At 46.6% G+C, this 26,562-nt stretch carries 19 protein-coding genes, 1 riboswitch and 1 other annotated feature; of the genes, 8 read left to right on the plus strand and 11 right to left on the minus strand.

The genetic code is table 11. The features are described 5' to 3' along the window. The first annotated feature begins 101 nt into the window (after positions 1 to 101). Positions 102 to 446, plus strand: a complete 345-nt coding sequence (locus ACI1P2_RS22500; protein ID WP_355322866.1) for a helix-turn-helix domain-containing protein — start codon at positions 102 to 104, stop codon at positions 444 to 446. On the opposite strand, the gene ACI1P2_RS22505 is transcribed toward ACI1P2_RS22500, so the two are convergent. Continuing rightward, a complete protein-coding gene (locus ACI1P2_RS22505; RefSeq protein ID WP_355322868.1) occupies positions 427 to 963 on the minus strand; it encodes a hypothetical protein in 537 nt (178 codons plus the stop codon). The two genes, ACI1P2_RS22500 and ACI1P2_RS22505, sit on opposite strands and share 20 nt — an antisense overlap. A gap of 650 nt (positions 964 to 1,613) precedes the next feature. Between ACI1P2_RS22505 and ACI1P2_RS22510 the strand changes: the two genes are divergently transcribed. Continuing rightward, positions 1,614 to 2,240 carry a hypothetical protein gene (locus ACI1P2_RS22510; protein ID WP_355322870.1) on the plus strand — a complete coding sequence of 209 codons (627 nt, stop codon included), beginning with the start codon at positions 1,614 to 1,616 and terminating at the stop codon, positions 2,238 to 2,240. Continuing rightward, entirely contained in the window at positions 2,237 to 2,716 is a 480-nt protein-coding gene (locus tag ACI1P2_RS22515) for a hypothetical protein (protein WP_355322872.1), read from the plus strand. Before ACI1P2_RS22510 ends, ACI1P2_RS22515 begins: the two co-directional genes overlap by 4 nt. 65 nt (positions 2,717 to 2,781) lie before the next feature. On the opposite strand, the gene ACI1P2_RS22520 is transcribed toward ACI1P2_RS22515, so the two are convergent. Beyond that, on the minus strand, positions 2,782 to 3,363 hold the full coding sequence (locus ACI1P2_RS22520; RefSeq protein WP_355322874.1) for an LOG family protein: 582 nt from the start codon (positions 3,361 to 3,363) through the stop codon (positions 2,782 to 2,784). Positions 3,364 to 3,436: 73 nt separating this feature from the next. Between ACI1P2_RS22520 and ACI1P2_RS22525 the strand changes: the two genes are divergently transcribed. After that, the gene (locus ACI1P2_RS22525) at positions 3,437 to 3,757 is read left to right on the plus strand and encodes a MazG-like family protein (RefSeq protein ID WP_355322876.1); all 321 of its coding nucleotides are present in this window, start codon (positions 3,437 to 3,439) and stop codon (positions 3,755 to 3,757) included. Positions 3,758 to 3,932: 175 nt separating this feature from the next. Here the strand turns inward: ACI1P2_RS22525 and ACI1P2_RS22530 are convergent, their stop codons facing one another. From ACI1P2_RS22530 to hprK, 5 genes are all read right to left on the minus strand, one after another. Next, positions 3,933 to 4,532: a YitT family protein gene (locus tag ACI1P2_RS22530; protein WP_355322878.1), complete on the minus strand. Its 600-nt coding sequence runs from the start codon at positions 4,530 to 4,532 to the stop codon at positions 3,933 to 3,935. A 38-nt stretch (positions 4,533 to 4,570) separates the two neighbouring features. Further along, complete coding sequence (locus ACI1P2_RS22535) at positions 4,571 to 5,419, minus strand: PRD domain-containing protein (RefSeq protein ID WP_355323016.1); 849 nt, start codon at positions 5,417 to 5,419, stop codon at positions 4,571 to 4,573. Between the two features lie 33 nt (positions 5,420 to 5,452). After that, entirely contained in the window at positions 5,453 to 6,913 is a 1,461-nt protein-coding gene (locus ACI1P2_RS22540; protein ID WP_355322880.1) for a glycoside hydrolase family 1 protein, read from the minus strand. Positions 6,914 to 6,932: 19 nt separating this feature from the next. Further along, positions 6,933 to 8,792 (minus strand): beta-glucoside-specific PTS transporter subunit IIABC, encoded by a 1,860-nt coding sequence (locus ACI1P2_RS22545; RefSeq protein WP_355322882.1) that lies wholly within the window; start codon positions 8,790 to 8,792, stop codon positions 6,933 to 6,935. Between the two features lie 237 nt (positions 8,793 to 9,029). Beyond that, the gene (hprK, locus tag ACI1P2_RS22550; protein ID WP_355322884.1) at positions 9,030 to 9,944 is read right to left on the minus strand and encodes an HPr(Ser) kinase/phosphatase; all 915 of its coding nucleotides are present in this window, start codon (positions 9,942 to 9,944) and stop codon (positions 9,030 to 9,032) included. Positions 9,945 to 10,225: 281 nt separating this feature from the next. Between hprK and ACI1P2_RS22555 the strand changes: the two genes are divergently transcribed. From ACI1P2_RS22555 to ACI1P2_RS22570, 4 genes are read left to right on the plus strand one after another with little or no spacing between them, the layout of a single operon-like run. Then, complete coding sequence (locus tag ACI1P2_RS22555; RefSeq protein ID WP_355322886.1) at positions 10,226 to 11,302, plus strand: iron-siderophore ABC transporter substrate-binding protein; 1,077 nt, start codon at positions 10,226 to 10,228, stop codon at positions 11,300 to 11,302. Further along, positions 11,295 to 12,335, plus strand: a complete 1,041-nt coding sequence (locus ACI1P2_RS22560) for a FecCD family ABC transporter permease (protein ID WP_355322888.1) — start codon at positions 11,295 to 11,297, stop codon at positions 12,333 to 12,335. The genes ACI1P2_RS22555 and ACI1P2_RS22560 overlap by 8 nt, the downstream gene beginning before the upstream one ends. Beyond that, positions 12,332 to 13,363, plus strand: coding sequence for a FecCD family ABC transporter permease (locus tag ACI1P2_RS22565; protein ID WP_355322890.1), 1,032 nt, complete (start codon positions 12,332 to 12,334; stop codon positions 13,361 to 13,363). The genes ACI1P2_RS22560 and ACI1P2_RS22565 overlap by 4 nt, the downstream gene beginning before the upstream one ends. After that, a complete protein-coding gene (locus tag ACI1P2_RS22570; protein WP_355322892.1) occupies positions 13,363 to 14,166 on the plus strand; it encodes an ABC transporter ATP-binding protein in 804 nt (267 codons plus the stop codon). Before ACI1P2_RS22565 ends, ACI1P2_RS22570 begins: the two co-directional genes overlap by 1 nt. Positions 14,167 to 14,255: 89 nt before the next feature. Here ACI1P2_RS22570 and ACI1P2_RS22575 read toward each other — a convergent pair whose 3' ends face one another. From ACI1P2_RS22575 to ACI1P2_RS22590, 4 genes are all read right to left on the minus strand, one after another. Next, positions 14,256 to 15,608 (minus strand): amino acid permease, encoded by a 1,353-nt coding sequence (locus ACI1P2_RS22575; protein ID WP_355322894.1) that lies wholly within the window; start codon positions 15,606 to 15,608, stop codon positions 14,256 to 14,258. 132 nt (positions 15,609 to 15,740) lie between these two features. Next, positions 15,741 to 15,821, minus strand: a riboswitch (glycine riboswitch). Between the two features lie 122 nt (positions 15,822 to 15,943). Continuing rightward, positions 15,944 to 17,626: a histidine kinase N-terminal 7TM domain-containing diguanylate cyclase gene (locus ACI1P2_RS22580; protein ID WP_355322896.1), complete on the minus strand. Its 1,683-nt coding sequence runs from the start codon at positions 17,624 to 17,626 to the stop codon at positions 15,944 to 15,946. A gap of 239 nt (positions 17,627 to 17,865) precedes the next feature. Further along, positions 17,866 to 19,536, minus strand: a complete 1,671-nt coding sequence (gene leuA / locus ACI1P2_RS22585) for a 2-isopropylmalate synthase (protein ID WP_355322898.1) — start codon at positions 19,534 to 19,536, stop codon at positions 17,866 to 17,868. A 79-nt stretch (positions 19,537 to 19,615) separates the two neighbouring features. After that, positions 19,616 to 20,061 (minus strand) — a binding site (T-box leader). Between the two features lie 128 nt (positions 20,062 to 20,189). Next, entirely contained in the window at positions 20,190 to 26,417 is a 6,228-nt protein-coding gene (locus ACI1P2_RS22590) for a DUF7601 domain-containing protein (protein ID WP_355322900.1), read from the minus strand. Positions 26,418 to 26,562: the final 145 nt, after the last annotated feature.

Here is a 26,562-nt window from a genome sequence, read left to right on the forward strand (position 1 = left end):
CATTATACTATTTATAATGTGTAATTCACACCATTATTGCTAGATATTTTGCCCTGACTTTTATAACCTATCTTATCTAAGCTTGTTATGAGGTGGTTATAATGTCAGATCTGCGCCAATTAGTCGGAATACGAATCAGAGCAATGAGAAATGCCAAAGGCCTTACACAGCAAAAACTGGCTGATATCGCCGGATTGGATTATAGATATATCGGAGCAATAGAAAGAGGCGAAAGAAACTTTTCCATTGATACGTTGGAGAAAGTTCTAATCGCCCTGAAGGTATCTCTTGGTGAGTTGATGTATTCAGATAGTGAAATAGATAATGACGAGTCTTTAAAGAGAGAGGCTATTGATGAATTCATAGGAATTGTTAGCACATTAAATGAGAAACAGATTAGTAGCCTTAGAAAAATAAATATTGAATTTAAACGCGCTTTTGATTAGACCCAATTAAATCTTGAAGCGCTGCGTCCATTTGTTCCTTTGTGATAATTAATAAATTTGTAGTATTGAATGTGTTTTTCTCAGCAAAACGAAGATAATGAAGATATCTGACTAATTTGATAAATGCTCTCAACTTTTCATCTGACCAAGGAATAACTACTCCAAATCTACCCAAAGCAGAGGCGTTTATTGCTCCTCCAATTAAGTGTTTCCTGCTTACTAAGTGTTCTATTTCTATAGCCATAAAACACCTTGCATTATGATTCATATATTTAATATCATCATATTCTGGAGGACGAACAAAGTAATCAAATGCCTCCAGATTAATTCTATTATATTCAACCAATACCTTTAAGAACTCTTCGACAATAGGCCTTCTCAAAATGCTATCGTATTCATGTCCAAGGCGATCATGTGTGGCAAATGGTCCGACCGCGATATCTAAGCGAGGAGAATATATAGTCAATCCATATTCATCTCGCTTAGATGACCATTCTTCCTGAACTTCTTCATTCAAAAAAACGCTCTTTAACCTATCTCTTAGTTGAAATTGATATATTTGAAGATCATTATTTCTGAATTTTCCGATTGGATACCTCATATTTTCAATCCTTTCAAGTCGCTTTCAGATTATTCTTAAACTTGATAAATACCTCCGTTATATCCCAACTAGCAACTAATTACCTATCCTTATCATACCACATAATGGAAAACAAGAGGAAATTATATAGTCAAAAAGAACTAAAAGCCGTAAAACTCAAGGTCTAACAGATACAACTCCTTTATAGCACATTTTCAACGTTCTCACCGTTATACCTACAATCCATTTTTCGCCGTCACCTGTGATAGGGTTCTCCATATAATCAATAATTCAAAGATGTTCTTAAGGGATTTTCATGCTATTTTTTTCAACACCGCTTCTGCCTCCGATGTAGAGATATGTCACAATTCATTAACACACCTCTCTCCTTTTCAGATCGTTTCTCTTCTTGGTACATCTTGAGATAGGCACTCAGCAACACAGATTTTTAAGGTATGATTTGAACTCATACCGGTTAAGATGAGAACATATACTGGTTGTAGTTAAGCTTGTAGTTTTCTTGTAATTTAAGTTGCAGTTTGCTAAGATGGGAGGTGATATATACTATGGGCGAAGGGGTGAGTATAATGACGACAGTGGAAGTTCGGACTCAAACAAGAGAACTCCTCAGCGTCATAGCGGAAAAAGAAGACCACGAAGTTCTTACATTAAATGTACGTTCTCTAAAGAACTTGGTTGAACTAATGCGCGATTACGCCATAATTACACATGCAAGCGCTCCCGAGTCGGAGGTTGCTGCTGCCGTTGAAAAATTGATTGACTATGTGGACTTGAATGCTCGTTCGTCCGCCGAGCCAGCTGTGTCTGCTAGCTATAAAACAACCTATCTGGCCGAAGTTTTCAACGTTTCGGTGACTGCCATCAATAATTGGATTGATGAAGGCCGGTTTGTCGGCTATCAGCGGAAGCCGCATAAACATGCGCGAATTCCCCATTTTACTCCGTTTCAACATCGCGATGGGCGTATTGAGCCTCTTGGTCTGATCGTCGAACGTTACAGACGCCAAGAGAGCAAGTCATTTGCCGATGTAGACGAAAGAGATATGCTAATCGGTGAAATTGAATTTCTCAAACAAAAGTATGGTGGGAAAGACTTCAACGATGCGTTTAATTTTCAAAATCTCACGAGTGAGCAGGAAAGTGACGTTTCCCGTTGGCGGTTTTACCGGGCGAGACTTGAAGAACTTTCATGAGTCGATATAGCGAATACGTCGAAAAACACGTACCCAGACCTCCCATTGTCCCCACCGATTGGGATTACGTACGTAAAGAATTTGATGATATCATTGATGGAGATATTATTGCTGGGAACAAAGAGGGACGTGATCGGTATCCTCAAGTCCGGAAAATGATTCGGATCAAATATGGAGGCGGGACCCTGCACGCCTCTGAATACATACAGGATCGTAGAAACGTTGCGCCTTATGTAATTCAATTTGAATATGATTGGCAATACGATCCAGGCAACCCCGAGGCAAGTTGGAAGTTCCATTACGATACGTATCATCCGGAGCAGTACTGGCCAGCGACAAAGCATTTCCATCAACATGATCAGCCCAATCCATTAAAAACAAATCACGGGAGGACTTCCAACTTTGCGGCCAGAGACGTATGTGCCGTCCTGGAAACAATTCGCGTTGCACTCCGGGTTTCCGAGAAACTGCCCTAATCTATACAAATATGACAAGCCGCTCCCCGTTGAGCAGCTTTTTCATTTTCATCGGCAGAGAGCTACTATTTGGACAATTGTTTCCATTTATTATCTAATGTCGGGTATTGGTATGTTTTCATTCGGTCTAAGAGGTCGGCTGCTTCTGTAGCTATTATCATCAGATCCAAGTGGCTTGGATTCATAAATCCTTTCATGATCCCTTGGTGAACCATTGCTAACAATGGCTCATAATACTCATTAATATTGAAAATACCAACAGGCTTTTTATGAATTCCAATCTGGGACCAGCATAATGCTTCAAAGAGTTCTTCAAATGTCCCATATCCTCCGGGCAATGCAATAAAACCATCTGCCAGCTCACTCATGGTCGCCTTCCGTTGATGCATATTTTCTACTTCAATCAGTTTGGACAATCCTGTATGAACCATTTCTCCAGCAAACAATCCCTTCGGCATAACGCCAGTAACAGTGCCGCCTAATTCTAATACGGTATTTGCCACCTCACCCATCAACCCTACATTAGATCCCCCGTAGACAAGCTCCAATCCGTTCCTTACAATTTCTTCACCTAATTGTCGGGCATGGATCTGAAATTCATTTTCTTCCCCCAAGTTAGATCCAGCATATACACATATTTTTTTCATACATATCCCCTCACACTACATCTTGTTATGATATGATATATATGTTACTAAATATAGATATGGAAGTGAAGAGATGGACTCAAAGGAATTTCAGCATTGGGTAGAAACCTTTTATAAAACCAGGGGATGGGCGGATTATGGTCCATTTATTCGAATGGGCTTTTTAATGGAAGAAGCAGGAGAAGTCGCAAGAGTGGTGCGTTCGTTAGAGATCGGGAGAGATCGTCCTGACGAAGCTGATAAACGAACTGATGAACTAAAGAGGGAGCTAACAGAAGAACTAGGAGATGTGCTCAGCAACCTGATCATTTTGGCTAAGAAGTATGATATCAGCATGGAAGAGATCATGGATACCCATGTAAGAAAGTTAAAACAAAGGTTTCGTGACGAATAACCAAATCCCCCTTTTACTTGATGTGAAAATGAATGCTATATTTATGAAATCCGTTTTCGCTTTATTTGTTATGACACGATTCCCTGCAACGGGTCTACCTGCAAAAAAATAAGAAGGAGCATACCATAGATAGCGGCAGCTCCTTCTTCGGAAACCTTCAGTACAGTACAAAGGCTCAAGATGCTTGATTATACAGTTTCTCTGATTTCTTTTTAAAAGGATTTCGCGCTCCTTTTGTGAAGTCCATGGTTCGCCCCATAATGATTGATGCTAAGAAAGTGAAGAATGCCGTCCTGATATCCATGACCAGGGCTCCTAGTATAAGCACAAAAAAATCAAATGCAATATGAACGGTTCCCATTTTCAGATTCGGAAAACGAAGTTGAATTAACCGGGCTAATAGCCCTACGCCTCCGCTAGTCAGTCCTTGTCGAAAAACGATCCCCGACCCCAATCCCAAAAAAGCTCCTCCAATCACAATACCTAACCATAAAGGAGGATGCACCCAATTCCGAATGGGATACAGAAGGTCGAGGAAGACGGACAATACCCCTGCAACCATCATCGTCTGGATAACAAAGGAACGCCCAATACGCTTCCAAGCCAGTAAAAACAAAGGAATATTAAGAGCAAATACAACGATGCCTGTATTCCAATTTAAAGCATAGAGGGTAAGAACCCCGATCCCCGGAAAACCTGTGCTAAATAGATGAACAGGAACGTAACCAAGATTTACGCCTAAAGCCATAATAAAACACCCAACAAATGAAATCATGATGTTGCTTACTCTCAATGTTAGAGAACCCCCATCTTCTAAGCCAACTGGTTATGGGAAATTAACCTGTGAATATGCACGGCCAGATAGGTGAGTTCCTCGTTAGGAATGGTTTTCACGTACACCTGGTTAATATATTCCTTGATCTTGAAAGCTCCGTCCATCGACTCCGGATAAAGGCTGGCAATTTGCTCAAACAATATATTGTCACTGTTCTCTAACATCTTATCCGTATATAATCGCTCCACAAAAAACTTAACATGGGTGACAAAGCGGGTATAATGAACGTTTTCCGTATCCATATCAATATTCATCGAATACCGCACCAGGTTGACGATGCTGCCGATCATTTTGGCCATCTTCATGCCATCCTTGGATTCCTTCTCCTCGCTTTGGGCATTGATTAAATGAAAAGCGATATTGGCCGCTTCCTCCTTGGGCATTTCGATGTGCAGCCTTTCTTTGATCAGCTCCAAGGAGAACAGCCCGATCTCATATTCTTCAGTATAGTAATTTTTAATTTCCCAAAAAACCTTGTTGGTAATCGCAATATTTTTATGATACCGTTCCACCGCAAAATGCAAATGATCCATCAGGGTAAAATAGATCCCCGTGTTGAGCTTGGTTTGCAGCATCTTTTCCGCGTAAGCCACAATCTGCCCGGTCAGTTCCACGTATACCGGAGGAATGGCGTCCAATACACCGAGATACTCTTTGACTTTGACATTTTCGACAGGTACGAACATCTGGTCGGCCTGGTGTTCCTCGACGATATTGCCCGCTTTTTGGCCATAACCGATGCCTTTGCCAAACAGAATGTATTCCTTGTTCTGCTCATCCTCTACCAAAACCACGCTGGAATTCAACACTTTTTTGATTTTGATCAACACGGGTCACCTTCCTGATCGAGAGATGGGGAATTAATCCAGATCTTCACCATTGCTTTCAATCACTTTTTTATACCAGTAAAAAGAGTCCTTCCGGCTGCGCTGCAAAGTCCCGTTTCCTTCGTCATCCTGATCGACATAAATGAAGCCGTATCTTTTGGACATTTGGGAGGTGCCAGCACTGATGATATCAATCGGCGCCCAGCTTGTGTAACCAAACAGGTCAACACCAGCTTCCACCGCTTCTTTCATTTGTGTAAAGTGTTCTCTAAAATATTTGATCCGGTAGTCATCGTGGATGGAGCCATCACTTTCCACCTGGTCCACGGCGCCCATGCCGTTTTCCACAATGAGCAGCGGTTTTCTGTAGCGGTCGTATAACTCGATTAAGGAAATTTTCAGGCCGACCGGGTCGATCTGCCATCCCCATTCCGTCGAAGGCAAGTAAGGATTTTTCACCCCTGAAATCGTATTGCCGGACGCCCGCTCCAGCCCTTCTTTTGCAGACTCGGTCAGCGACATGTAGTAGCTGAAAGAAACAAAATCGACTGTATGCTTCCGCAAAATCTCCCTGTCTTCCGCTTCCATTTGCAGATGAATATTTTTCTGTTCAAGCATTCTTTCGATCATAACCGGATATTCGCCAAATACCTGTACATCCGCATAAAAATAATTGTTCAGATTCCGTCTCAGCGTCATCTCCACATCTTGGGGATGGCACGTATTCGGATAGGTCGTCAGCTTTGTCAGCATGCAGCCTACCTGGCTGCCCGGAATGATGCGGTGGCAATCCGCCGTAACCAAGGCCGAGGCGACAAACTGATGATGAAGCGCCTGATAAATAACTTCCTCAACCTTGCCCTCCGGACAACGATCCGGGACGATACCTGCGGTTGTGAAAGGATGGCGGTTGATGCTGTCAACTTCGTTGAAGGTCAGCCAGTACTTCACCAGGTCCTTATAACGCGTGAAGCAGACATTGCTGAATTTCACAAAATAATCGATGACCTTTCTTTCCGCCCAGCCGTTGTATTTGACGCTTAAAGCAAGCGGCATTTCATAGTGGGAAAGCGTGACGATCGGTTCGATGCCGAGCCGTCTCATTTCCGTGAACAAATTGTCATAAAACTTCAGCCCCAACTCATTAGGCTCGTTCTCTTCACCGGTCGGAAAAATCCGGCTCCAGGCTATGGAGACACGCAGGGCCTTGAAGCCCATTTCGGCAAACAGGGCCAAATCCTCCTTATACCGGTGATAAAAATCGATCCCTCTGCGTTTGGGGTATTTTTGGACGTCCGGGTCTTTCATCGCCCGTTCGATCATTTCGGAGGTAACGACGTGGTGGGCTTCGTAATCATCGACATTTAAATGGGATTTGTATGTGGCTATATCAGCCACGGACAAACCTCTCCCATCCACGTTCCAAGCGCCTTCCGCCTGATTGGCGGCAATAGCGCCACCCCATAAAAAGTTCTTCGGAAATCCTTTGCTCATTTCTATTCTCCCCCTTGGTTTAATTTCCTATAGCGGTTACAAACATCAAAGTATCCTGTTGATTCACCTGTTTTACATCCGCAACCTCTACTGCGTATTTGTCCTTATTGGTCACGATGGCGATGGTTACCGGATCATAACCTTCTTCAATAATCTTCTCAAGATCAAACTTCAGCAATAAATCGCCAGCTTTGACTTCATCCCCGGCCTTAACCTGGGGTTCAAAATATTTGCCCCGCAATCTGACGGTATCGATCCCTACATGGAACAGCATCTCGATGCCGTTCGCTGTACTCATGGCAATGGCATGGTTTTTGCCGAAAACCATCTCAATTTTACCATCCACTGGCGCGTATAATTCACCTTTGGCAGGAATGACTGCAATTCCATCCCCCATCGCTTTAGTGGAAAAGACCTCATCCTTCACTTCAGATAAGGGAATCATTTCCCCAATCACCGGACTTTTGAACTCTCTCACCGTATTGGGTTGATCAGCAAATTGGCGCTCTTCCACTTTGGCCTTGTTGTCCTTGCCGAGAATAAAGGCCGCTGCAAAGGCAACAACGAAAGAGATGACCAGCGCGATGACGGCATTGATGATATTCCGCGGCAGCTCTTCCGAGATAAACATGGATAGGCTGGCTAGCCCAGGTCCGACCAGCACAAATGCCTGCAAGCCGACAATACCGGTAAACGCCCCGCCAATAAGAGAACTGATCATGACGCTGCCGAGCACTTTTTTATTTTGCAGGGTGACCCCGTACAAGGCCGGCTCCGTAATGCCGAACAAGGCGGAAATGCCGGCGGAGATGGCCGTGGCTCTTAGCGCTTTATCCTTGGTCCGCACCGCAACGGCGAAGCAGGCGCCGCTTTCGGCGATATTGTGGGCAAGCGAAGCGGGCATATAGAGCAATTCCTTGCCGGTGCTTCCGATCGCGGAGATGGCATAAGGAATGAGCGCTTTGTGCATGCCGACGGATACCATCAGCGGCAAGACGGCGGCCAAGAGCGCTACGGCAATCCAACCCACCTTATCGAACAAGGTTAAGATGATGGATGAGAAACCTTCGCCGAGCGTATAACCGAGCGGACCCAGAAATAACAACGAAACCGGAACGGTAATGAGCAGCGACATCATCGGGACAAAAAAGATCCGGATCACTTTCGGCGATATTCGTGTGAACAATTTCTCCATTTGAGCATAAAGCAACACGGTCAGAATCGCCGGAAAGACCTGATAAGCATAGGCGATGTTTTTGACCTGAATACCAAAGAATTGAGCGCCTTCTCCGAGCATGGCCGCCATGTTCGGCAGAAGCAATGCGCCGACGGCAGCCAGTGCCACCAAAGTATTTACTTTCAGTTTGTTCGCAGTGGTAACGGCGACTAATAATGGAAGAAAGTACAGAGCCGCGTCTCCAATTTGGACCAAGATTTTATAAGTGTGGCCGTCCGGGTCGAGAACATTCATTAAACCGAGCAGCAGCAGCAGTGACTTTAACATCCCTGCGCCGGCAATGGCTGGAATCAGCGGCTGAAACACACCCACGATAAAATCCAAAATAACGCTGCCAACTTTTTTCTTCTCTTTCGGTTTTGCGGCGGATGCCGCAGCGGATTCCGAGTCCGGGTTCGGCGAGCCCAGCAAATGACTGACCGCATCATAAACTTCAACAACTTCATTCCCGATGACGACCTGGCACTGGCCGGTCATTTTTACGGCGATCACTCCAGGAATACTTTCGAGCCGCTTGACATCGGCTTTGCTGTTATCGACTAAAGAAAACCGCAATCTTGTCGAGCAATGCTCCAAATGGGCAATGTTTTCCTTGCCGCCCACATGCTTCAGAACTTCCGCGGCTGTCTTTTTGTAATCCATGTCCAATGCTCCTTTCTTTCGCAAATTTGTGAAAGGGGCAGGCTTTTTTGCAAATAAAAAAGGACCTAAAACGACAAATAAAACATTTGTCATTTTAGATCCTGCCTGCATTACCAGTCACATGTCTAATGGGTTTATTCATTTGATTGAATTATATATCATGCTTTTGAAAGCGTCAACATCCATGATCATAGAAAATCATACCACCGTCTGCTTCTTATTGGGATGCTATTGCGCTTACTGCATTTTGTTGTCAATCCGCTGCATGAACTCCTCAGCGGCACTGTAGCCGTGCTGCTTGAGGTACCAGTTGTTGGCGGCTGCCTCGATTAGACCAGCCACGTCACGTCCCGGTTGAAGCTGGACTTCGATATGGGGAATTTTGATGCCAAGATATTCTGTGAACTGAGGTTCTAATTCCAGCTCATTGTTCAGAGAATTCTCTTGCCATGAAGCCAATTCAATGTCGAGCACAATTCGCGTCTCGTCCTGAAAGGCCCTGCGCCCATATTGGCGTACGACATTAATCAGGCCGATGCTGCGCAGCGAGAGAAATTCGCGGGTGGTTTCATTATGGGTCCCAAGTAAAGTCGTTGGGCCCAGCTTCTTAAGCACCACAATATCGTCCGCAACGAGCCGATGGCCCCTTCTGATGAGCGTGTGGGCGGTTTCGCTTTTACCAATCCCGGATTTGCCGCGGAGCAGGATGCCTATGCCCGATACATTCACACATACCCCGTGGATCGATATCTCCGGCGCAAGTGCCTTAACCAGATAACTGTCCAGCTTGGCGATAAACTCCGTCGTCGTCTCCTTCGTCCGCAGCAGCGGAATCCCCTCCTGATCGCAGAACAAGGTAAGATACGGAATCTCCTGCTGCCCTGATGTCACAATAAAGCATGGCGGATGATATTTGACAATGTTTCCGATATGCAGCTTGCGTTCTTCTATGGTTAGTGTCAATAAATAGTTAACTTCCTTACGGCCAAGCACCTGCACCCGCTCCATGGGGAAAAAATCAAAATACCCCACAAACTCCAGTCCGGGTCTATGGGCCCGAGGACGGGTAATCACACGATCCATGCGGCTGGCTCCCGCAAGTACTTCCAAATGGAACTTTTCTATAAGACTTTGCACAGTGATCGTCTTCATGTAGTTCTCCTCCTGCAGCCAAGGCGTTCCGATATTCGCCAGGGATTCAATAACGCGATTGTCGGATATATTCAACAAACGGCAGGTTTGTTCCTGCAAAAGTGCGCTGCGTATGCCAGGAAACGGCGAAAGCCAGGATATGTACAATGCCGGGTTTGGAGCATCTCTTACAAATATTTCATTGACATCCCGGAAAAAAGATTGATATATTGACTTTGATAATCATTATCAACTATAAAAAGTGTTAAAAATACAGTTCATCATAAGAAAGGGTTATATCAATGATTGGAAAACGAAATATCCCATTAAGAACATTTATTTTTTTGGCTGTGCTTACCGTACTAATGGTTGGTTGTTCAGCTCAGCAATCAAGTTCAACAACTACACCAACTTCGGCAGATACTCCTGGAACAGAAGCAGCCGCTTCCCAGGATGCAAATTCTGAATATCCAATTGGGATCAAGCATGCATTCGGAGAAACTGAAATCCCAAGCAAGCCTGAACGAGTCGTTACCATTCAATGGGGAAATCACGATGTTGCTCTCGCTCTCGGCGTTGTCCCTGTAGGCTTCTCGGCAGCGAATTACGGCGTTCAGGATGACAGCGGACTTTTGCCTTGGACAGCTGCAAAGCTCAAGGAACTCGGCGTGAACAATCCCAACATTTTTCAGGATACAGACGGCCTTGATTTTGAGGCGATTTCAGATGCAGACCCGGATATCATTCTTGCAGCATACTCCGGCATAACACAGGAAGATTATGATATTCTGAGTCAAATCGCTCCAGTCGTAGCCTATCCCACCACTCCTTGGTTAACCACCTGGCGTGAGCAAGTCATGTTGAATACAACTGGCATGGGCATGAAAGCGGAAGGCGAGCAACTCATTAAGGACACTGAGAACTTAACTAAGGAAAAAGCGGGCAAATATCCTCAGATCCAAGGCAAAAAGGTGGTCTGGGTCAACTTCTCGGCTAAAGATATGTCTAAACTACATATCTATACACCTGCAGACCCTCGCGGCTCTTTTCTGCTTGAGTTAGGCATGGTTTATCCCGAAAGTGTTACGCAACAGATCAGCGATCCTACCAGCTTCTCCATGAGTTTAAGTGCCGAGAATGCTGATATTCTGAACGATGCCGATATCATCATCGGGTATGGCGGAGAGGACTTATATCAAGCTGTTAAAGCAGATCCCCTGCTCGGCAAAATTCCGGCGATTCAGAGAGGTTCTGTTGTGTTTATTGGTGACGGTACGCCTTTGGCGGCAGCCGGAAACCCGAATCCGCTTTCGATCGCTTATACCATTGATGATTACCTGAAATTAATTGCAGGAGCCGTCGACAAAATCAATGAATAGTTCATCGATTTCAAAGAACAAGCATCCAAGCACACATATCCCGAGGAATTTTACGATGGTTTTGGTGATTTGTTTTGTCTTGCTCGCCGCATGCGTGATTGCCTCTCTGGTCTTAGGTTCTCGGCTGGTGAGCTTTCATGAACTGATTAACGGTTTATTTCATCAAGACATCGACTCCTATGAAGCAAACGTCGTTCGCAAGCGGATTTCCCGGACCGTTTTCAGTTTATTTTGCGGCGCGTCACTCGGAGTATCCGGATCGCTGATGCAAGCGGTCACCCGCAACCCGATTGCAGACCCGAGTATACTGGGTGTGAACACAGGCGCATCATTGTTTGTGGTCTGCGGAATTGCGTTCTTGGGCATAAGCACGGCAAATCAATATATATGGCTGGCTTTAGCCGGGGCTGCGATTACTGCAGTTTTCGTATACGGAATCGGCTCTATGGGGCGTGGTGGTGCTACGCCCCTTAAGCTTGTTTTGGCAGGAGCCGCCACAAGCGCCGCTCTTTCTTCTCTGGTCACTGCCATCATGATTCCACGCTCCTATGTTATGGATCAATTCAGATTTTGGCAGGTAGGAAGCGTCGGCTCAGCAAGCTGGAGCGCTATAGCTACTTTCGTTCCGTTTCTGATCATCGGCATACTGATCGCCATTATGACTGCTCCCGCACTGAATGCGCTGGCATTGGGAGACGAAGTTGCGACCGGGCAGGGTGTTCGAACAGGGGCACTGAGGCTTGTTGCGGCTCTTGCAGGTGTTCTTTTGTGCGGCGCGGCGACTGCTCTGGCCGGCCCTGTTGGATTTGTCGGACTTTTATCCACTCATGTCATACGCCTTATTCTTGGTCCCGACTTGCGTTTTGTTATACCAATGTCAGCTATTTCAGGAGCTATCATTTTGACGATATCGGATGTATGCGGAAGGCTCGTCGGCAGCCCTGGAGAGCTTGAAGTCGGCGTAGTTACAGCGTTCATAGGAGCTCCAATCCTCATCATATTAGCTATGAAATCGAAAGTGCGCTCATTATGAAAAATCAATCTATTGAATTTATTATAGCCGGCAGACGTCAAAGACGCCGTCGGTGGATACTTGTTACCGTCTTCCTTGCGGCTCTTGCATGTATTCTTTGCTGTGCCATGCTTTTACTGGGGAGCACCGTTTATCCGGTTAAGGATGTCATCCGGGTCCTTTCAGGGGAGCACCTCAAAGGTGTGTCTTTTGCGGTGAATACCATTCGTCTGCCAAGAATGCTGGCAGGTCTGTTCGCCGGATTTGCTTTCGGCCTTGCCGGATACACCTTCCAGACCATGCTGCGCAATCCCCTTGCAAACCCGAATGTCATTGGTATTACCTCCGGCTCAAGCGCGGCGGCTGTTTTATGTATAACCATATTTCATACTAGCGGAGCTGTCATTTCCGTTGCTTCAGTCATTGCAGGTCTTGCTACAGTAATACTCATTTATATATTGTCCAGAGGAAAATCATTTTCGGTCGGGCGGTTAATTCTGATCGGAATCGGCATACAGGCCATGCTTGATGCCATGATATCCTATCTTCTGCTGATTGGTGCACAACAGGATATTCCCGCAGCACTCAGGTGGCTCACCGGCAGCCTTAATGGCTCTCAAATGGACGAACTCCCGCCTCTTGTGATAACGGTTATGATCTTTGCGCCTATCGTTATCGTGCTGGGAAAACATCTAAGTATATTGGAGCTTGGAGAACAATCGGCTACTTCTCTCGGTGTGGACACGGACAAGACAAGAATAGCGCTTATTTTGAGTTCCGTCTGCATGATTGCTATTGCTACCGCTACCACGGGCCCAATAGCCTTTGTCTCCTTCCTTTCGGGACCGATTGCAAAAAGATTAGCCGGTGCTGGCTTCTCAAACGCAATTCCGGCGGGTCTTGTTGGTGTCAACTTGGTTCTGGCGGCAGATCTAATCGGACAATTTGCTTTTGAGTACAGATTCCCTGTAGGCATTATAACCGGATTACTCGGAGCACCGTATCTGATCTTCCTGCTCATCCGAATGAATCGAAAGGGAGAACTATAATGAAACCGACACATCTTTTTCAAGCCGAACAAATCGTAGCAGGTTATGAGAATAGAACGGTTATACAAGGAGTAGACCTTGTTATCCCCAGTAATAAAATAAGCGTTATTATTGGAGCAAACGGCTGCGGAAAGTCTACCCTTCTGAAAACACTGGCAAGGCTGATAAAGCCTGCATCCGGCAATGTCTCTCTTGGCGGAAAGCCGATTGGCAAAATTCCACCAAAACAATTGGCTAGAATCTTGGGACTGCTGCCGCAGTCCCCCATTGTTCCGGAAGGAATTTCTGTTGCGGATTTGGTGGGACGAGGAAGATTTCCGCACCAATCCGTACTCAGCGGATGGACAAAAAAGGATGTTGAGGCCGTTGCGGAAGCGATGAGAATTATGGATATAACCGAGCTTGCCAACCATCATATTGACGAGCTGTCGGGCGGCCAAAGACAGCGCGTCTGGATTGCCATGGCTCTGGCGCAAGAAACAGATATTTTATTGCTCGATGAACCGACAACCTATTTGGACATCACCTATCAAGTGGAAATTCTTGACCTGCTCACAGACCTTAACCGAAAACACGGAACTACCATTGTCATGGTTCTTCATGATATCAACTTGTCCGCGCGATACGCAGACCATATTTTTGCGCTTCAAAAAGGAAAGCTTGTGGCAGAGGGCGAGCCATCAAAGGTGATAACAAGCACATTGGTCAAGGACATTTTCGGGCTCGATTGCACGGTGATCAAAGACCCCGTTTCTGGTTCTCCGTTGGTGATACCAAGAGGACGATACCATGTGAATGAATAAAAGGCACCCGAATCGGATGCCTTTTACACATCAGGTCACGTTAACACATGGCGTAGCGGATGTCAGCCATCTATGGATTGCTGATTTTTTTACTTTGTTGTTCTTCCCCTTCTTCTGCTTGCATACACAGCAAATAATAGAATAAACCAGAGCGGTGTCAATAATAACGCCGGACGAGTCTCATCAGCGAAGAGCATTACCATAAGAATGAATGCAAACAACGTCAGGACAGCATAATTAATGAACGGCGTAAACGGTGCTTTGAATTTGGATTGTTCATGTAATTGCGGCTGTGTCTTCTTGTACCTTATATGGCAAATAAGAACGACACCCCAAACCCAAATAAAACAAATGGCGCTAATGGTTGTCACAATGCCAAAAGCTTGTTCCGGAATCAGCTTGCTTAAAAGAGCCCCCACGGAAACAACCAGTGTGGATATGAATAACGCGTTGCTTGGTACATGATTTTTATTCAGTTTGGCTAAATTGGACGGACCCTGATTATTCCTGCCCAAATTATATAAGATCCGGCTTGTTGAAAACATTCCGCTGTTACAACCGGAAGCGGCTGACGTCAATACGACGAAGTTAATAATTCCTGCGGCAATGGGAATCCCCACCAAACTAAATGTTTTAACAAAAGGACTTTCTGCCGCATTCAGCTCCGTCCATGGGTTAATGCATAACAAGGCAAGCAATGCGCCAATGTAGAAAAACAGAATTCTTAAAGGAATTTTATTAATGGCTGATGGGATATTTTTTTCCGGATTGGATGTTTCCGCCGCCGATACACCCACCACTTCCACACCGACATAAGCAAACACAACCATTTGAAAGGAAAGCAGGAAGCCTGAAATCCCGTTTGGAAAAATACCGCCATGCCCCCAAATATTTTTTAAAGCAACCTCTCCCGTATCCGTTTTGAATCCCAGCACCAGCAATATAATGCCAATGGCAATCAGTGCGAGAATCGTCACGACCTTGATTAAAGCAAACCAGAATTCCAATTCTCCAAAACTTTTAACCGTTAATAAATTCAGTCCCAATAAAATGATCAAGCAAATGATCACAGGTATCCATTGGGGAATATCAAACCAATACTGCACGTATATCCCAACGGCAATGATGTCGGCCATAGCGATCATGATCCAACAAAACCAATACGTCCATCCGGTTACAAATGCTGTTCGCGGCCCAAGATAATCTTCGGTAATGTCTGTAAAAGACTGATACCCCGCTTTGGATAACAGAAGTTCTCCCAGCGCTCTCATCACAAAAAAAACGGCGATTCCCACGATGAAATAAGCAAAGATAATGGATGGCCCTGCCAGCTGTATTGCTTTACCCGATCCTAAAAATAACCCGGTACCAATGGTCCCGCCGATTGCAATGAGCTGAACGTGCCGATTTTTCAAATTTCTCTTCAATTCTTGTTGCGCCAAAACCGGACCCTCCTTAATGTCAAACGGAATTTTGCCAAATAAAAAAAGAGATTGGATCGCTCCAATCTCATGGTCATAAGAATAATAAATAAGCTTTGTTATACTGAAAATCAGCATAACAAATGGATTACTTAGTACTCTTCTGTCCTTTTGCCTGAGATGGTGAACCCTTCGGCGCCACGGAATTCCCGCGGTCTCTCCAGAAGCTGCTCCTGCTATAGTACGATCCATAGCAATCATAGCCTGCTTATTATAAAATTTTTAAGTGTCAACTTCTTGCGAAATGTTTTTTCAATATTAATCCCAGTTAAATAAAATGTCAACAGTGGTAAATTCTATTTTTGATATTCAGCAAATCTAATCCGATTGCGTCCATTCGCCTTGGCTTGATAAAGCGCCTTATCTGCCTCAGAAAGGAGTCCTATTAAGTCCCCTTCCGGACTGGCCGGTAAATGTTCATGTTCAAAATTTTCAACAGATAATCCCCCCATGCTGAGGGTAATGGAAACAGGTTCGTTTTCTTGCCCCACCAAAATGCGAGTGGACTCTACCAATAATCTCACTTGTTCCGCCAGCTCTTCAGCTAACCGGCGGTCTGTATCCGGCAAATAGATGATGAATTCCTCCCCGCCGTAACGGATTAGAATATCCGTACTGCGAAGAGATTGTTTAACGGTCTGGGCAGTACGATAAAGGACTTCATCCCCTATGACATGTCCAAAGCGGTCATTAATGGCTTTAAAGAAATCCACATCAAACAGGATTAGTGAAAATGGAGTCCTATCTTGAATATTGGCTTTAATCTGTTGAGTTAACTGTTCGGTTAAATAGTGGCGATTGTAGCAATTTGTCAAGCTGTCCGTAAGCGCCATTTCCCTGAGTTTTTGATTGGCTATGGATAATTCGTTGCGAATGCTATCAAGAGAATGATTGCGTTCCCGCAGGATTTCATTCTGCCGATTTAGTTCTTTTACAAGATAGCGCTCTTGCGAGACATCCTGAAACATAAGAATACGACCAATTTGCATACGGTAAGAGTCAACGATTGGAGAAGCTTGCAATATAAAATGACTCACGATATCTCGCCCAATGATAATTTCAATTTGAGATAACGTATTATTTTTATACTTGTAATGATCGAGGAACCTCCGGCTGCTGCCAGCTACTCGAACAGATCCCAGAAATTTCTCCATATCAAAATAGTCCCCCACATTTACATCCACAAATAACCGTAAGGCTTTGTTGACTTCAATAATGGATTCGTTCTCGTCTACTACCATAATTCCATACGGAATTGTATTGATCACATCATCATGAGCGATGGTGACAATATCCAAAACATTGTATCTTTTAATGACAAATACAAAAAATAAAGCAGAGATAAAAATGCCCGCCGAGGTCAACCCCGGAACGATCGGGAGCCACTCCCTTAAGACCACATTAAGAAGCAGGTCCGTTAATGCAAAAGTGGCCAGCACGAAGATTCCCCAGAGCGTTATTTTGACTTGTTTTTTGATGGTTAATATCGTTCTGCAAGAATGGAATGCCCCAAATAAAAAAGAGAGCGAAGCAAAAAAATAGCATAATAAAATGACGATCACAACCCAAAACCATGGACCGTATTCTCTATGTATGTACCCGCCACCCAGCGGTTTTACGAACAGGTTAAACGGGTTCATGGCTACGCCGACTGCTGCAACAACAGCGGGGATCGACAGCAAGAGTAATCTCTTTCTTCCTAATCTATTTGCATTTCCGGTAAGAAAGGCTGTTAGAAGAAGCCAACCACTCCCCAACATCGAAAGCGCAACAAAAGACAGGGTCACATATAACAGCTGTAAATGCCCATCACGCGTAATACCTGTAGCAAATTGACACAGCGGCCAAAGCATCATCAGGAAATGGAACAAAAGGTAAACTTTACGCAAATCAGTAATTGTAACAGTTGCAAACACATATACGAATAATGCAAATAACAGGAGGAACAAAGAGAGATCGTACCATACGGATAAGCTCACAAATCTTCTCCTTTTTAATCCGACAACTTCGATAATTCACATCGATTCTATTATAGTATATTCCTTATAAATAAATATTAAAATAAATATCATAAGATCACTAAAAAAAACCACAACAGGCTATACGAATCGCTCTTTGCTATCCACAGCAAAAGACCCTTTTGCATGCTGCAGAAGGGTCACAGTTACTTTATTAATGGATCATTGACATGATCTATTCTAATCTCTGCTGACCAGACTTATACCTGGGTATTACGGCTAAATTGATTCACAGCACTGAACAGAGCTTTTACAGATGAGGTCATAATATCAACATCAATGCCGCAGCCCCAGTACACGCTGCCGTCCGGAGCCGTGATACCGATATAAGAGACAGCCTGTGATTTAGAGCCGGTTTCCAGAGCGTGTTCTTTGTAGATCAAATCGGTATAATTCAGTCCAAGATCGGTTTGCAGAGCATTGCTGATCGCATCGAGTCTTCCGTTCCCGGTGCCTGTAATTTCCTTGACTTCATTGCCGGTCCGAATCGTGACGATGGTTTGAAAATCTTCATTGTCTGTAGAGCGGTATTTGATAAACTCCACAGGTGTTTGTATGTTCACATATTCCTTCACGAAAATATCGTATATTTCCTCAGGCATCAGTTCCTTTTGCTGCTGATCCGATACGTTTTTAACGAAGTATCCGAAATTTTCACGCATTTTCGCCGGGAGATCGAGTCCGTACTTCAGCTGCAGCACATATCCGATTCCGCCTTTGCCGGACTGGCTGTTAATGCGGATAATATCACCTTCATACTCCCTGCCGATATCCTTGGGATCAATCAGCAGATAAGGGACCGACCAATGCTGAGGTTCCTTTTCCTCGCGCCATTTCATTCCTTTAGCAATGGCATCCTGATGGGAACCAGAGAACGCGGTGAATACCAGCTCGCCTCCATAAGGGTGTCTTTCGCTCACTCTCATTTTGGTCAGCCGTTCATAAACGGAAGCGATCACAGGGATGTTCTCGAAATTCAGCTTCGGGTCCACCCCGTGGGAATACATGTTGAGAGCCAGCGTCACAATATCTACGTTCCCTGTTCTTTCCCCGTTTCCAAAAAGAGTGCCTTCAACGCGCTGGGCTCCCGCCAGCATCCCCAGCTCCGCATCCGCCACACCTGTTCCCCTGTCGTTATGCGGATGGAGCGACAAAATCACATGCTCCCGGAAATTCAGGTGCTCGCTCATGTACTCGATCTGGCTGGCATAGACGTGAGGCATCGACATGGATACCGTTGCAGGAAGGTTGATGATGACCGGGTTCTCCGCCGTCGGCTGCCACACGTCAAGCACGCTGTTGCAGATATCCAGCGCAAATTCGATCTCCGTACCGGTGAAGCTCTCCGGCGAATACTGGAACTGGAAGTTCCCTTCCGTCTCCTCCGCGCATTCCTTCAACAGCTTGGCGCCGCTCACAGCGATGTCGATAATCTCTTCCTTGGATTTGCGGAACACCTGCTCCCGCTGCGCCACGGAGGTCGAGTTGTACAGATGGACGACGGCTTTCTTCGCGCCTTTCAGCGATTCAAAGGTTTTGCGGATGATGTGCTCTCTCGATTGGGTCAGCACTTGGATCGTTACATCATCCGGAATCAAATCCTGCTCGATCAATGTGCGCAAAAAGGTGAACTCCGTTTCCGATGCTGCGGGAAATCCGACTTCAATCTCCTTGAACCCGATATCTACTAGCAATTTGAAGTATTCCAGTTTTTCCTCCAGATTCATCGGAACGATTAACGCCTGATTGCCGTCGCGAAGGTCGACGCTGCACCAAGTCGGCGCCTCTGTAATATATTCTTTCCGGGTCCAATTCAGGCTTGCCTCCGGCGGCATAAAATATCCTCTGGCGTACTTATTAACGTTTTTCATGGATATCCCTTCCTTTCATCGATTTTCTGTGCCTAACAGCCAAATACCGAACACGCAAAAAAAGCCTTTCATCTCCACTAACAGAGACGAAAGACTTTGACATCTTACGCGGTACCACTCCGAATTCATGCCATACGCGGCATGCACTCTACGGATACGGGCTTGCAAAAACGGACAACCCGGCATCCTCCTGAAGATAACGGTCAGGCTCCGGCTCCACCTACTTTAAAGAGGTTGTTCAAAAAGTCGTCTTTTGATCACGAAGTGGATCAAGGAGTAACTCGGCATCGAATATTGAATTCAGCCGGGCCTTCCGGTGCTCACGTACCCCAAGTACGCTCCGCTCCTCAGTCCCTAGCTTCATCCAACCTTCTCGGTGCTGAAAAGCCAACTTTTTGAACTCGCACTTTTGGGTTCAGCGAGCAACTCCAAGGCGAGTTCCGATCTTCTCCACGGCTGTTTCACACCATCCAACAGCTCTCTGTTCGCTTAGAAAATCGTACTATTCCTTTTCAACGTATTATAATTATTAGGGATAATGTTATATCACCAATAAGATGATGTCAATTGTTTATTATTTGCCACTCTGTCAGCCAACAATAGAACCTCCCCTTCAAGCAACTCAGCCTGAAGGGGAGGTTCTGTTTTGGAAATTAATTATGCTTCTTCCTTCTCAGCAAGAACAGACCAGCAATTAGAATGATGAATCCAGCCAACAAGTAGCTGTACATATTCGTTGCTGTGTTTGGCAGCTTGCTGCCGGTATCGTCGTTACGGGTTCCATTGTCGGCGTTAACGGTTCCTTTGTTGCCAGCGCCAGCTTCGTTGTTGACGTTGTTGGCTCCGTTATCGTCGTTGCCAGCTCCGTTGTTGACGTTGTCGACTACGTTGTCGTCGTTGTCAGTTCCGTTGTTGACGTTATCGGCTCCGTCGTCGATGATGTCAGTCCCATTGTTGACGTTATCAGATCCGTCGTCGACGTTGTCGATTCCGTTGTCGTTGTTTTCGGCTCCGTCACCGACGTTGTCAGTTCCTGTGTTGACGTTGTCAGTTCCTGTGTTGACGTTATCAGATCCGTCGTCATCTTTATCGGTTCCGTTGTCGTCTTTGTCTCCGCTACCGGATCCGTTGCCACCACCTCCGGTTCCGTTACCGCCGTCGCCGGGAACAGGATTTTCAGGCTCGGGCTTGGTAGGTTCAGGTTCAGGGTTCGCTGGTTCTGGCTCAGGGTTGACAGGCCCAGTTCCACCGCCTCCACCGCCGGAACTAACCGGCTTCATCGGTACGTTGTATTTTACGATGTCGAAATCGACAGAGATCGTTTCACTCGTATACGTTTCATACCCGGGCTTCGTTACAACCAGGTAGTAATCCGTTTCCGGGAATACCATGTACGCATAAAAGCCGGCTGCGTCGCTGTCCTGCTCCGGGCTCTTGTTATCGTGCGGCGGGAAGCCTGGAACCGGAGGCAAGGTTACTTTCGTGCCCGGATCGATTCCCTTCAATCTGTTTCTCTCCGTATCCGCATAATACAACGTTACCGTAGCTCCCTCGATTTGCCCTGTGGTGATCCCCTTGCTTGCATCGTAAACAATGCCGTACGGGTCAACGAGCTCCTGGGAAATATTCAATTCCCCGTTCGCCTTCACGTCCAGATCCGCTTTAGCTACCGTCAGTTCTTTGCCTGGCGCAACTTCGTAACGAACTTCCATTTTGTAGGTTTCCGCAGCTAATCCTTCCGCCGAGAAAGCGCCGTTCGGCTGCAAGTCGAACGCTTTCGGAGCGCCGTCCTCATCTACAACATAGTGGCCATTCGCATCTTGCAAATAGATCCGCATCTTGCCGGCGAACTCGCTGCCCAGCAGCGAAGTCTGCCCTTCAGGCTGTTTCAGAAGCACGATGCCGACAGCTGTGATGTCAGCCGGAACGGTCTCGTCAATCACGCTGACGTCTACATTTGCTTTTTGCGTGAACTCGACAGGCACATCCTTACCGCCTACCTGATACAACTTCGTAAATGTGACCGTATAGTCGGTATCAGCCTCGGCGATGACCGAGTATTCGCCCTTCTCATTCGTCTGAATCGTCTGCTTCTCGCCTGTCTTCAGATTGGTCACCGTGATGGACGCATTCGGAATGACTTCTCCTGTGTTGTTGTCACGCAGCACGCCTTCCAGATACGGGCGGGTATTGACAAAGTGTGCTTCCGCCGCTATTTTCTCCGGAATGACGCCTGTGCGAACGAGACTTTCATCTGTCACATAGCCGTCCTGCGTGTAATCATCCTGGGTCACTGTATACTGAAGATCCGTCGGAAGCCCTTGTACAATGAACGTCTGGCCGTCTGCAAGCTCGAAGGTGTCTCCGCTTGCGATCGTGCCCTTGGTGCCGTCCGACTTCTCATAGGCGTAGGATTCGTTTGCTCCCTCGCCTGTGAAGGTGACCGTGTACTTGAACAGCTTTTTCTTGTCGTCGTCTTTGCCTTTAACCGTGTTGCTGATTAGCAGGCCGCCCTTCAAGACTCGTACGTTCGTGAACTGGGCATTTTCATCTTTGCCCTCCATGACTCCGGTATAATACCGTTCCTCAGGGTTGGTCACGTATTCATCGGCTGTGTAGTCCTTCTGGGTAACTGTGTATTTCAGATCCTTAGGCAGACCCACAATTTCCAGTACCTCTCCATGCTTGAGTGTGAAGGATTCGCCAGATTTGATCGTGCCCGGTGTACTCGTCTCGCCATCCGACTTCGTGTACGCATAGCTTCCATTCTTGCCTGCATCCTCAAAGCTGACGGTGTACTCGAACTCCTTCGTCTTCTCGCCGTCCTTGCCCATGACCGTATTGCTGATGGTCAGCTTGCTGACGATCCGTTCATTGATGAAGTCCGCCTTGTGATCGCCTTTATCAGCAATTGTGCCGGATAGTTCTCTCGTCTCCGGCTTAGTCGTGTAACCGTCAACGGTCGTATAATCGCTCTCGGTGACGGTATAGGCTAGATTTGCAGGCAGAGCCGGAAAAACAACAGATTCTCCATCCTTAAGGAAGATCTTGTCTCCGCTCTTGAACTTGACAGCGCTAATTGTACCATCTGGCTTTTTATAGGTGTACTCTCCGTCCTTACCCTCGCCGGTGAAGGTCACGGTGTACTCAAAAGCTTTAGAAGAATCGCTGCCGTTGCCTTCCGCCTTATTGCTGATGGTCAGCTTTCCTCGGGCCGGTGTAGGCACGACCAGCGGATTGGTGCTATCTACCAGATCGCCGTCCACCCAGATAGGGTTAAATGGCGTACTAGACACACGCACGTTATAAACCCGCTCGGTAGGCAGATAGGTCGTCTCGTCGATCCAGGTTTCCTTCAGATCGTAAAGTCCTACCTCGACGTTAAAAATCAGCTCGCCTTTGCTGTCGGTAACTCCCTTGATCGGATCGCCCTTCTTGTCAAGAGCTACCGAACCGTCCTTGTTATACAGCGTAAACTCTACACCCTGCAACGGCTTGCCATCCGGATCGACCTTCTTCAGCTTCAGAATAGGTTGCCATCCGGCACCGCCACTAATGTCTGCATTTTCTACCGTGTATTCCGCATGGCTGCTGACATCCTTGGCGGCATCGTCGCCCATCATCTGCACGTTGTTGCCCGCCTTGTCGCCGACACCGAGCACAGTGCCGTCGATTTCAGTCTGGTAGACGAACAGATACAGCTTGTTCGGATTCGCCATCTTGAAGGTCAGAGTCGTTGTCCCGTCTGCCTCCTTGTTCGCCGTCACCTTGACCTCGCTGTCAGGAGCGTACAAATCAAGAGCCTCTCCGTCCTTGGCCAAAGCTCCGCTAGCCGTTAGCTTGGCAGGATAGACCGCCATATCGGGAGCCCGGAGAGAGAGCCGGTCAAATTCGTCATTGCGCAGTTTAAGTCCCTTGCCTAACGTATCCTGCAAATAAGCAGTATCCTTCACTGTAAATGGCGTAGCATATTCCACGGTCCACTCCAGCACGCCAGGGGCTGCTTTTTTTACAGTTTTGTTCATGGATTTTGACGGAGGAACGATGACTTTGCGCTGGATGGGCGTCTTGTTATCCCGCTCGACGTTGACTACCGTATCCTCGTCTCCCCATTTGATTCGCAGCTCCGCCTTGTTATATACCGTCTGTTCTGTCTGGCCGGCATCGGCATATTGCTTGAGGGTTGCTGCCGTTGGACCCGCCTTCACCAAAATCACGTATGGCTGTTCCAGCTTCGTAAAGCTAAACGTTCCCACGCTGCCGGACGTGGAGAAGTTCACCAAATCCCCGGGGTTGGCAATAGGTGTGGTTGAAGTAGCATTGACACTTAACCCATAATCGAATCTTGCTCCATTGTAAATCTCAAATGCTTTTCCCTCGGAATAAGGCTTGAACTCCCAGCCCTCGGGAAGGGTGTCGACCACCTGAATATTTTGTGCGACATGCGTACCACCGTGCTTGGCCATTTCCTCGGTTTTGATTCCGTTGGCGTTGACCGCCAACCGGAAAGTAACCGTGTTGGTCGCCCGGTCATAGGCCGCTCTTGGCCAATAGTCCTTCTCATTTCCGGAGTAGATATAACTGTTGACTTGATTTGGCGTAACATTATCTTCCACGCCGGTTGCCGGGTTTACTGGCTTTGACGCAAAGAGCATCCCCTTGGTCAGCATACCGCTGTTAAAAGCGTTATTGTTCGAACCTGCGCCCATTGCATAAGCTCCATCGTCGAACAGAGATACCTGATTATAAAAATTACTCCCGAAGTTGTGTGCAAAATCCTTCCAGTTCGTCAAGAAAGTATTAAAGGTATACGTATATACCTTCTCTCCGGTTGTAAAACCGGTGACGGACAGGATGTCGGCGACTGCCTTGCCATTTTGGGAAATGGTGTAGACTTTTTCAGTTAACCCATCGGCGGAGGCAAAGGAATCTGGCTTATACCGCTGCCAGTATCTTGGATTTGCCGCATTTTTGGTTCGTATTGCTGTCAAGAGTGCCGAATCGATGGACGGGCTGACCGTAACGTTATTCCAGTCAATGTCGCTTCCATTTCCATATACGAGCAGGTCATAGATGTTGCCGTCCGGCATCGCATCCATCGGCTTAAAGCTCACCTTCCATCCTAAAGTACCTGATGTCAAATCGCCGCCGTTGGCCGTCTTGCTCAGGCTATTGGTCGCTTTGGTGACCGTTGCCTGATCCGTTACCCCTTTGTCGTTGTTCTGCCCGTTGCCGTCCGTCTGATCCAGATTCCACTTGGCGGTAGCCGAGTTAACAAAACTGGTTTGAGCGCCTGTGATGTCTGTGACAATGATTAGCCTCACCGGGCCGTTCACATTTCCGAAGGAATAGGCATTGTCTGCGGGCTTCATCGTAATCGTATTTATATCCGACCATACATTTGCTTCAAACTTCTGAAACGTTGCCGACTTGAAGGTGAGCCCGGTAGGGATGACATCCGTTATGACCAAGTCTTGCAGAGGCTTCCTGTTGTATTTGCCATTATGGTTAACCGTAATGGTCCATGTGATGGTGTTATCCTTGTAGTTCTGGACGCCGTCCTTCTGAATCCAGACGGGCTTGAGCGCAACTGTCCACAGATTACTTGTTGTCAGCTCCGTATTGTCGTCTGATTTCAGCAATTTTACTGCACTTGTTTCCGTACCATTGCTTACTTGTTGTGTTCTCGCGAAGTCCCAGCTACTATCATTATACCGATACTGTGTGTAATATTTCTCCTTCGGAATCCAGGTTTCGAAGATGACAGTTGCCGTATTGCCGATACCGCCAGGGAAGGTGTAGGTCAGCTCGCCCCCGTTATAGGTCGGCGTTGCTCCTTCCACAACATTGTTGTCGGCATCCTTTACCTCAAAGGAACCTGTTACATAATTGCCGACATCAGTAAGATCATTGGAAAATATCGTTCCGTCCAGCGGCAGCTTGATGTTGACGTCGTCCATGTCAGTTGCGGTGACGATCGCTTGCCATTTAACTTTGCCCGCTTGAAAATCGGCGTCGGATATCTCGACCCTGCCTCGTGGCTGTGTATAGGTAACAAAACTGTCCGTGTTACTGTTCGAGCGCAAGCTGATGTTGTACTTCGCTGTAACTTTCGGATTTTCCAGCATATAGCCGCTCCCAAAAATGGTGAGGGGCTTGGTCGTGCCGTAGTCCATGCCGTTCACATCGGCCTTCGCGGTGGTGTCAAAGCTGAAGGAAACATCCCTCCCCTGGAGGAACAAGCTTTCATCGCCATCAAACACAACCTTGATGCTATCCAGGTTGAAATAGGCGGTGCCCAGCTTGTAGTTTTGCCCAAACAGGGTGACGTTCAGAACCTTTGTGGCACTCGTCAAGGTTACACCCTGAAAATAATCCGCTTGCTTCAACTCAATGAAGTCGCCTTTTTGGATGTAAGTGTCTGGATTGTTCGCATCCACATCATTATCGCTCCGCATCGGCACACGGAGATTCTCCGACGTGATTGTAAAAGTCTGCCTACCGTTAATCTTGTCAACGATCGGGTCGTAGCCAGGGGCTGTAGTAGACTTTATCTCACTCGAAGGAGTCCCTTGGGTAACCGTCAGCGGAAAGGGCTTATTAGCTTCCGTGAGCAACTCCGTTTTGTCCAGCGGGTCTGCCGCGATCACTGCCAAATTCATTGGCGGGGCGTATACCACCTCAGGCACCGACGGCGGTTCGTCCGCCGATGACGGCTCGTCCGGCTCAGCGTATACCGCCTCAGATACCGACGCCGTCTCGGAATCGCCCGGTACGCTCTCGGCAAATGCGTCAGCAGGGAACACCACTGTCTGCAAGACAAGCAAAACTGCCAGGCAGAAAGATAGCATAGTTTTACCTATACTGCGTTTTTGTTTCAAACAAATTTCTCCTCCATACCCGAAATTTTTGGCGACATCGAGTTCATCTACCCGAAATAACCGCTCAGACGAATAGACAAATGCTAATTTGCTTGATCCCAGCGACCCTTTTCATCATCGAAATCTTGCGGGATTCCAGATGAAC

This window comes from Paenibacillus jiangxiensis, assembly GCF_046098255.1.
GTDB lineage: Bacteria > Bacillota > Bacilli > Paenibacillales > Paenibacillaceae > Paenibacillus > Paenibacillus jiagnxiensis.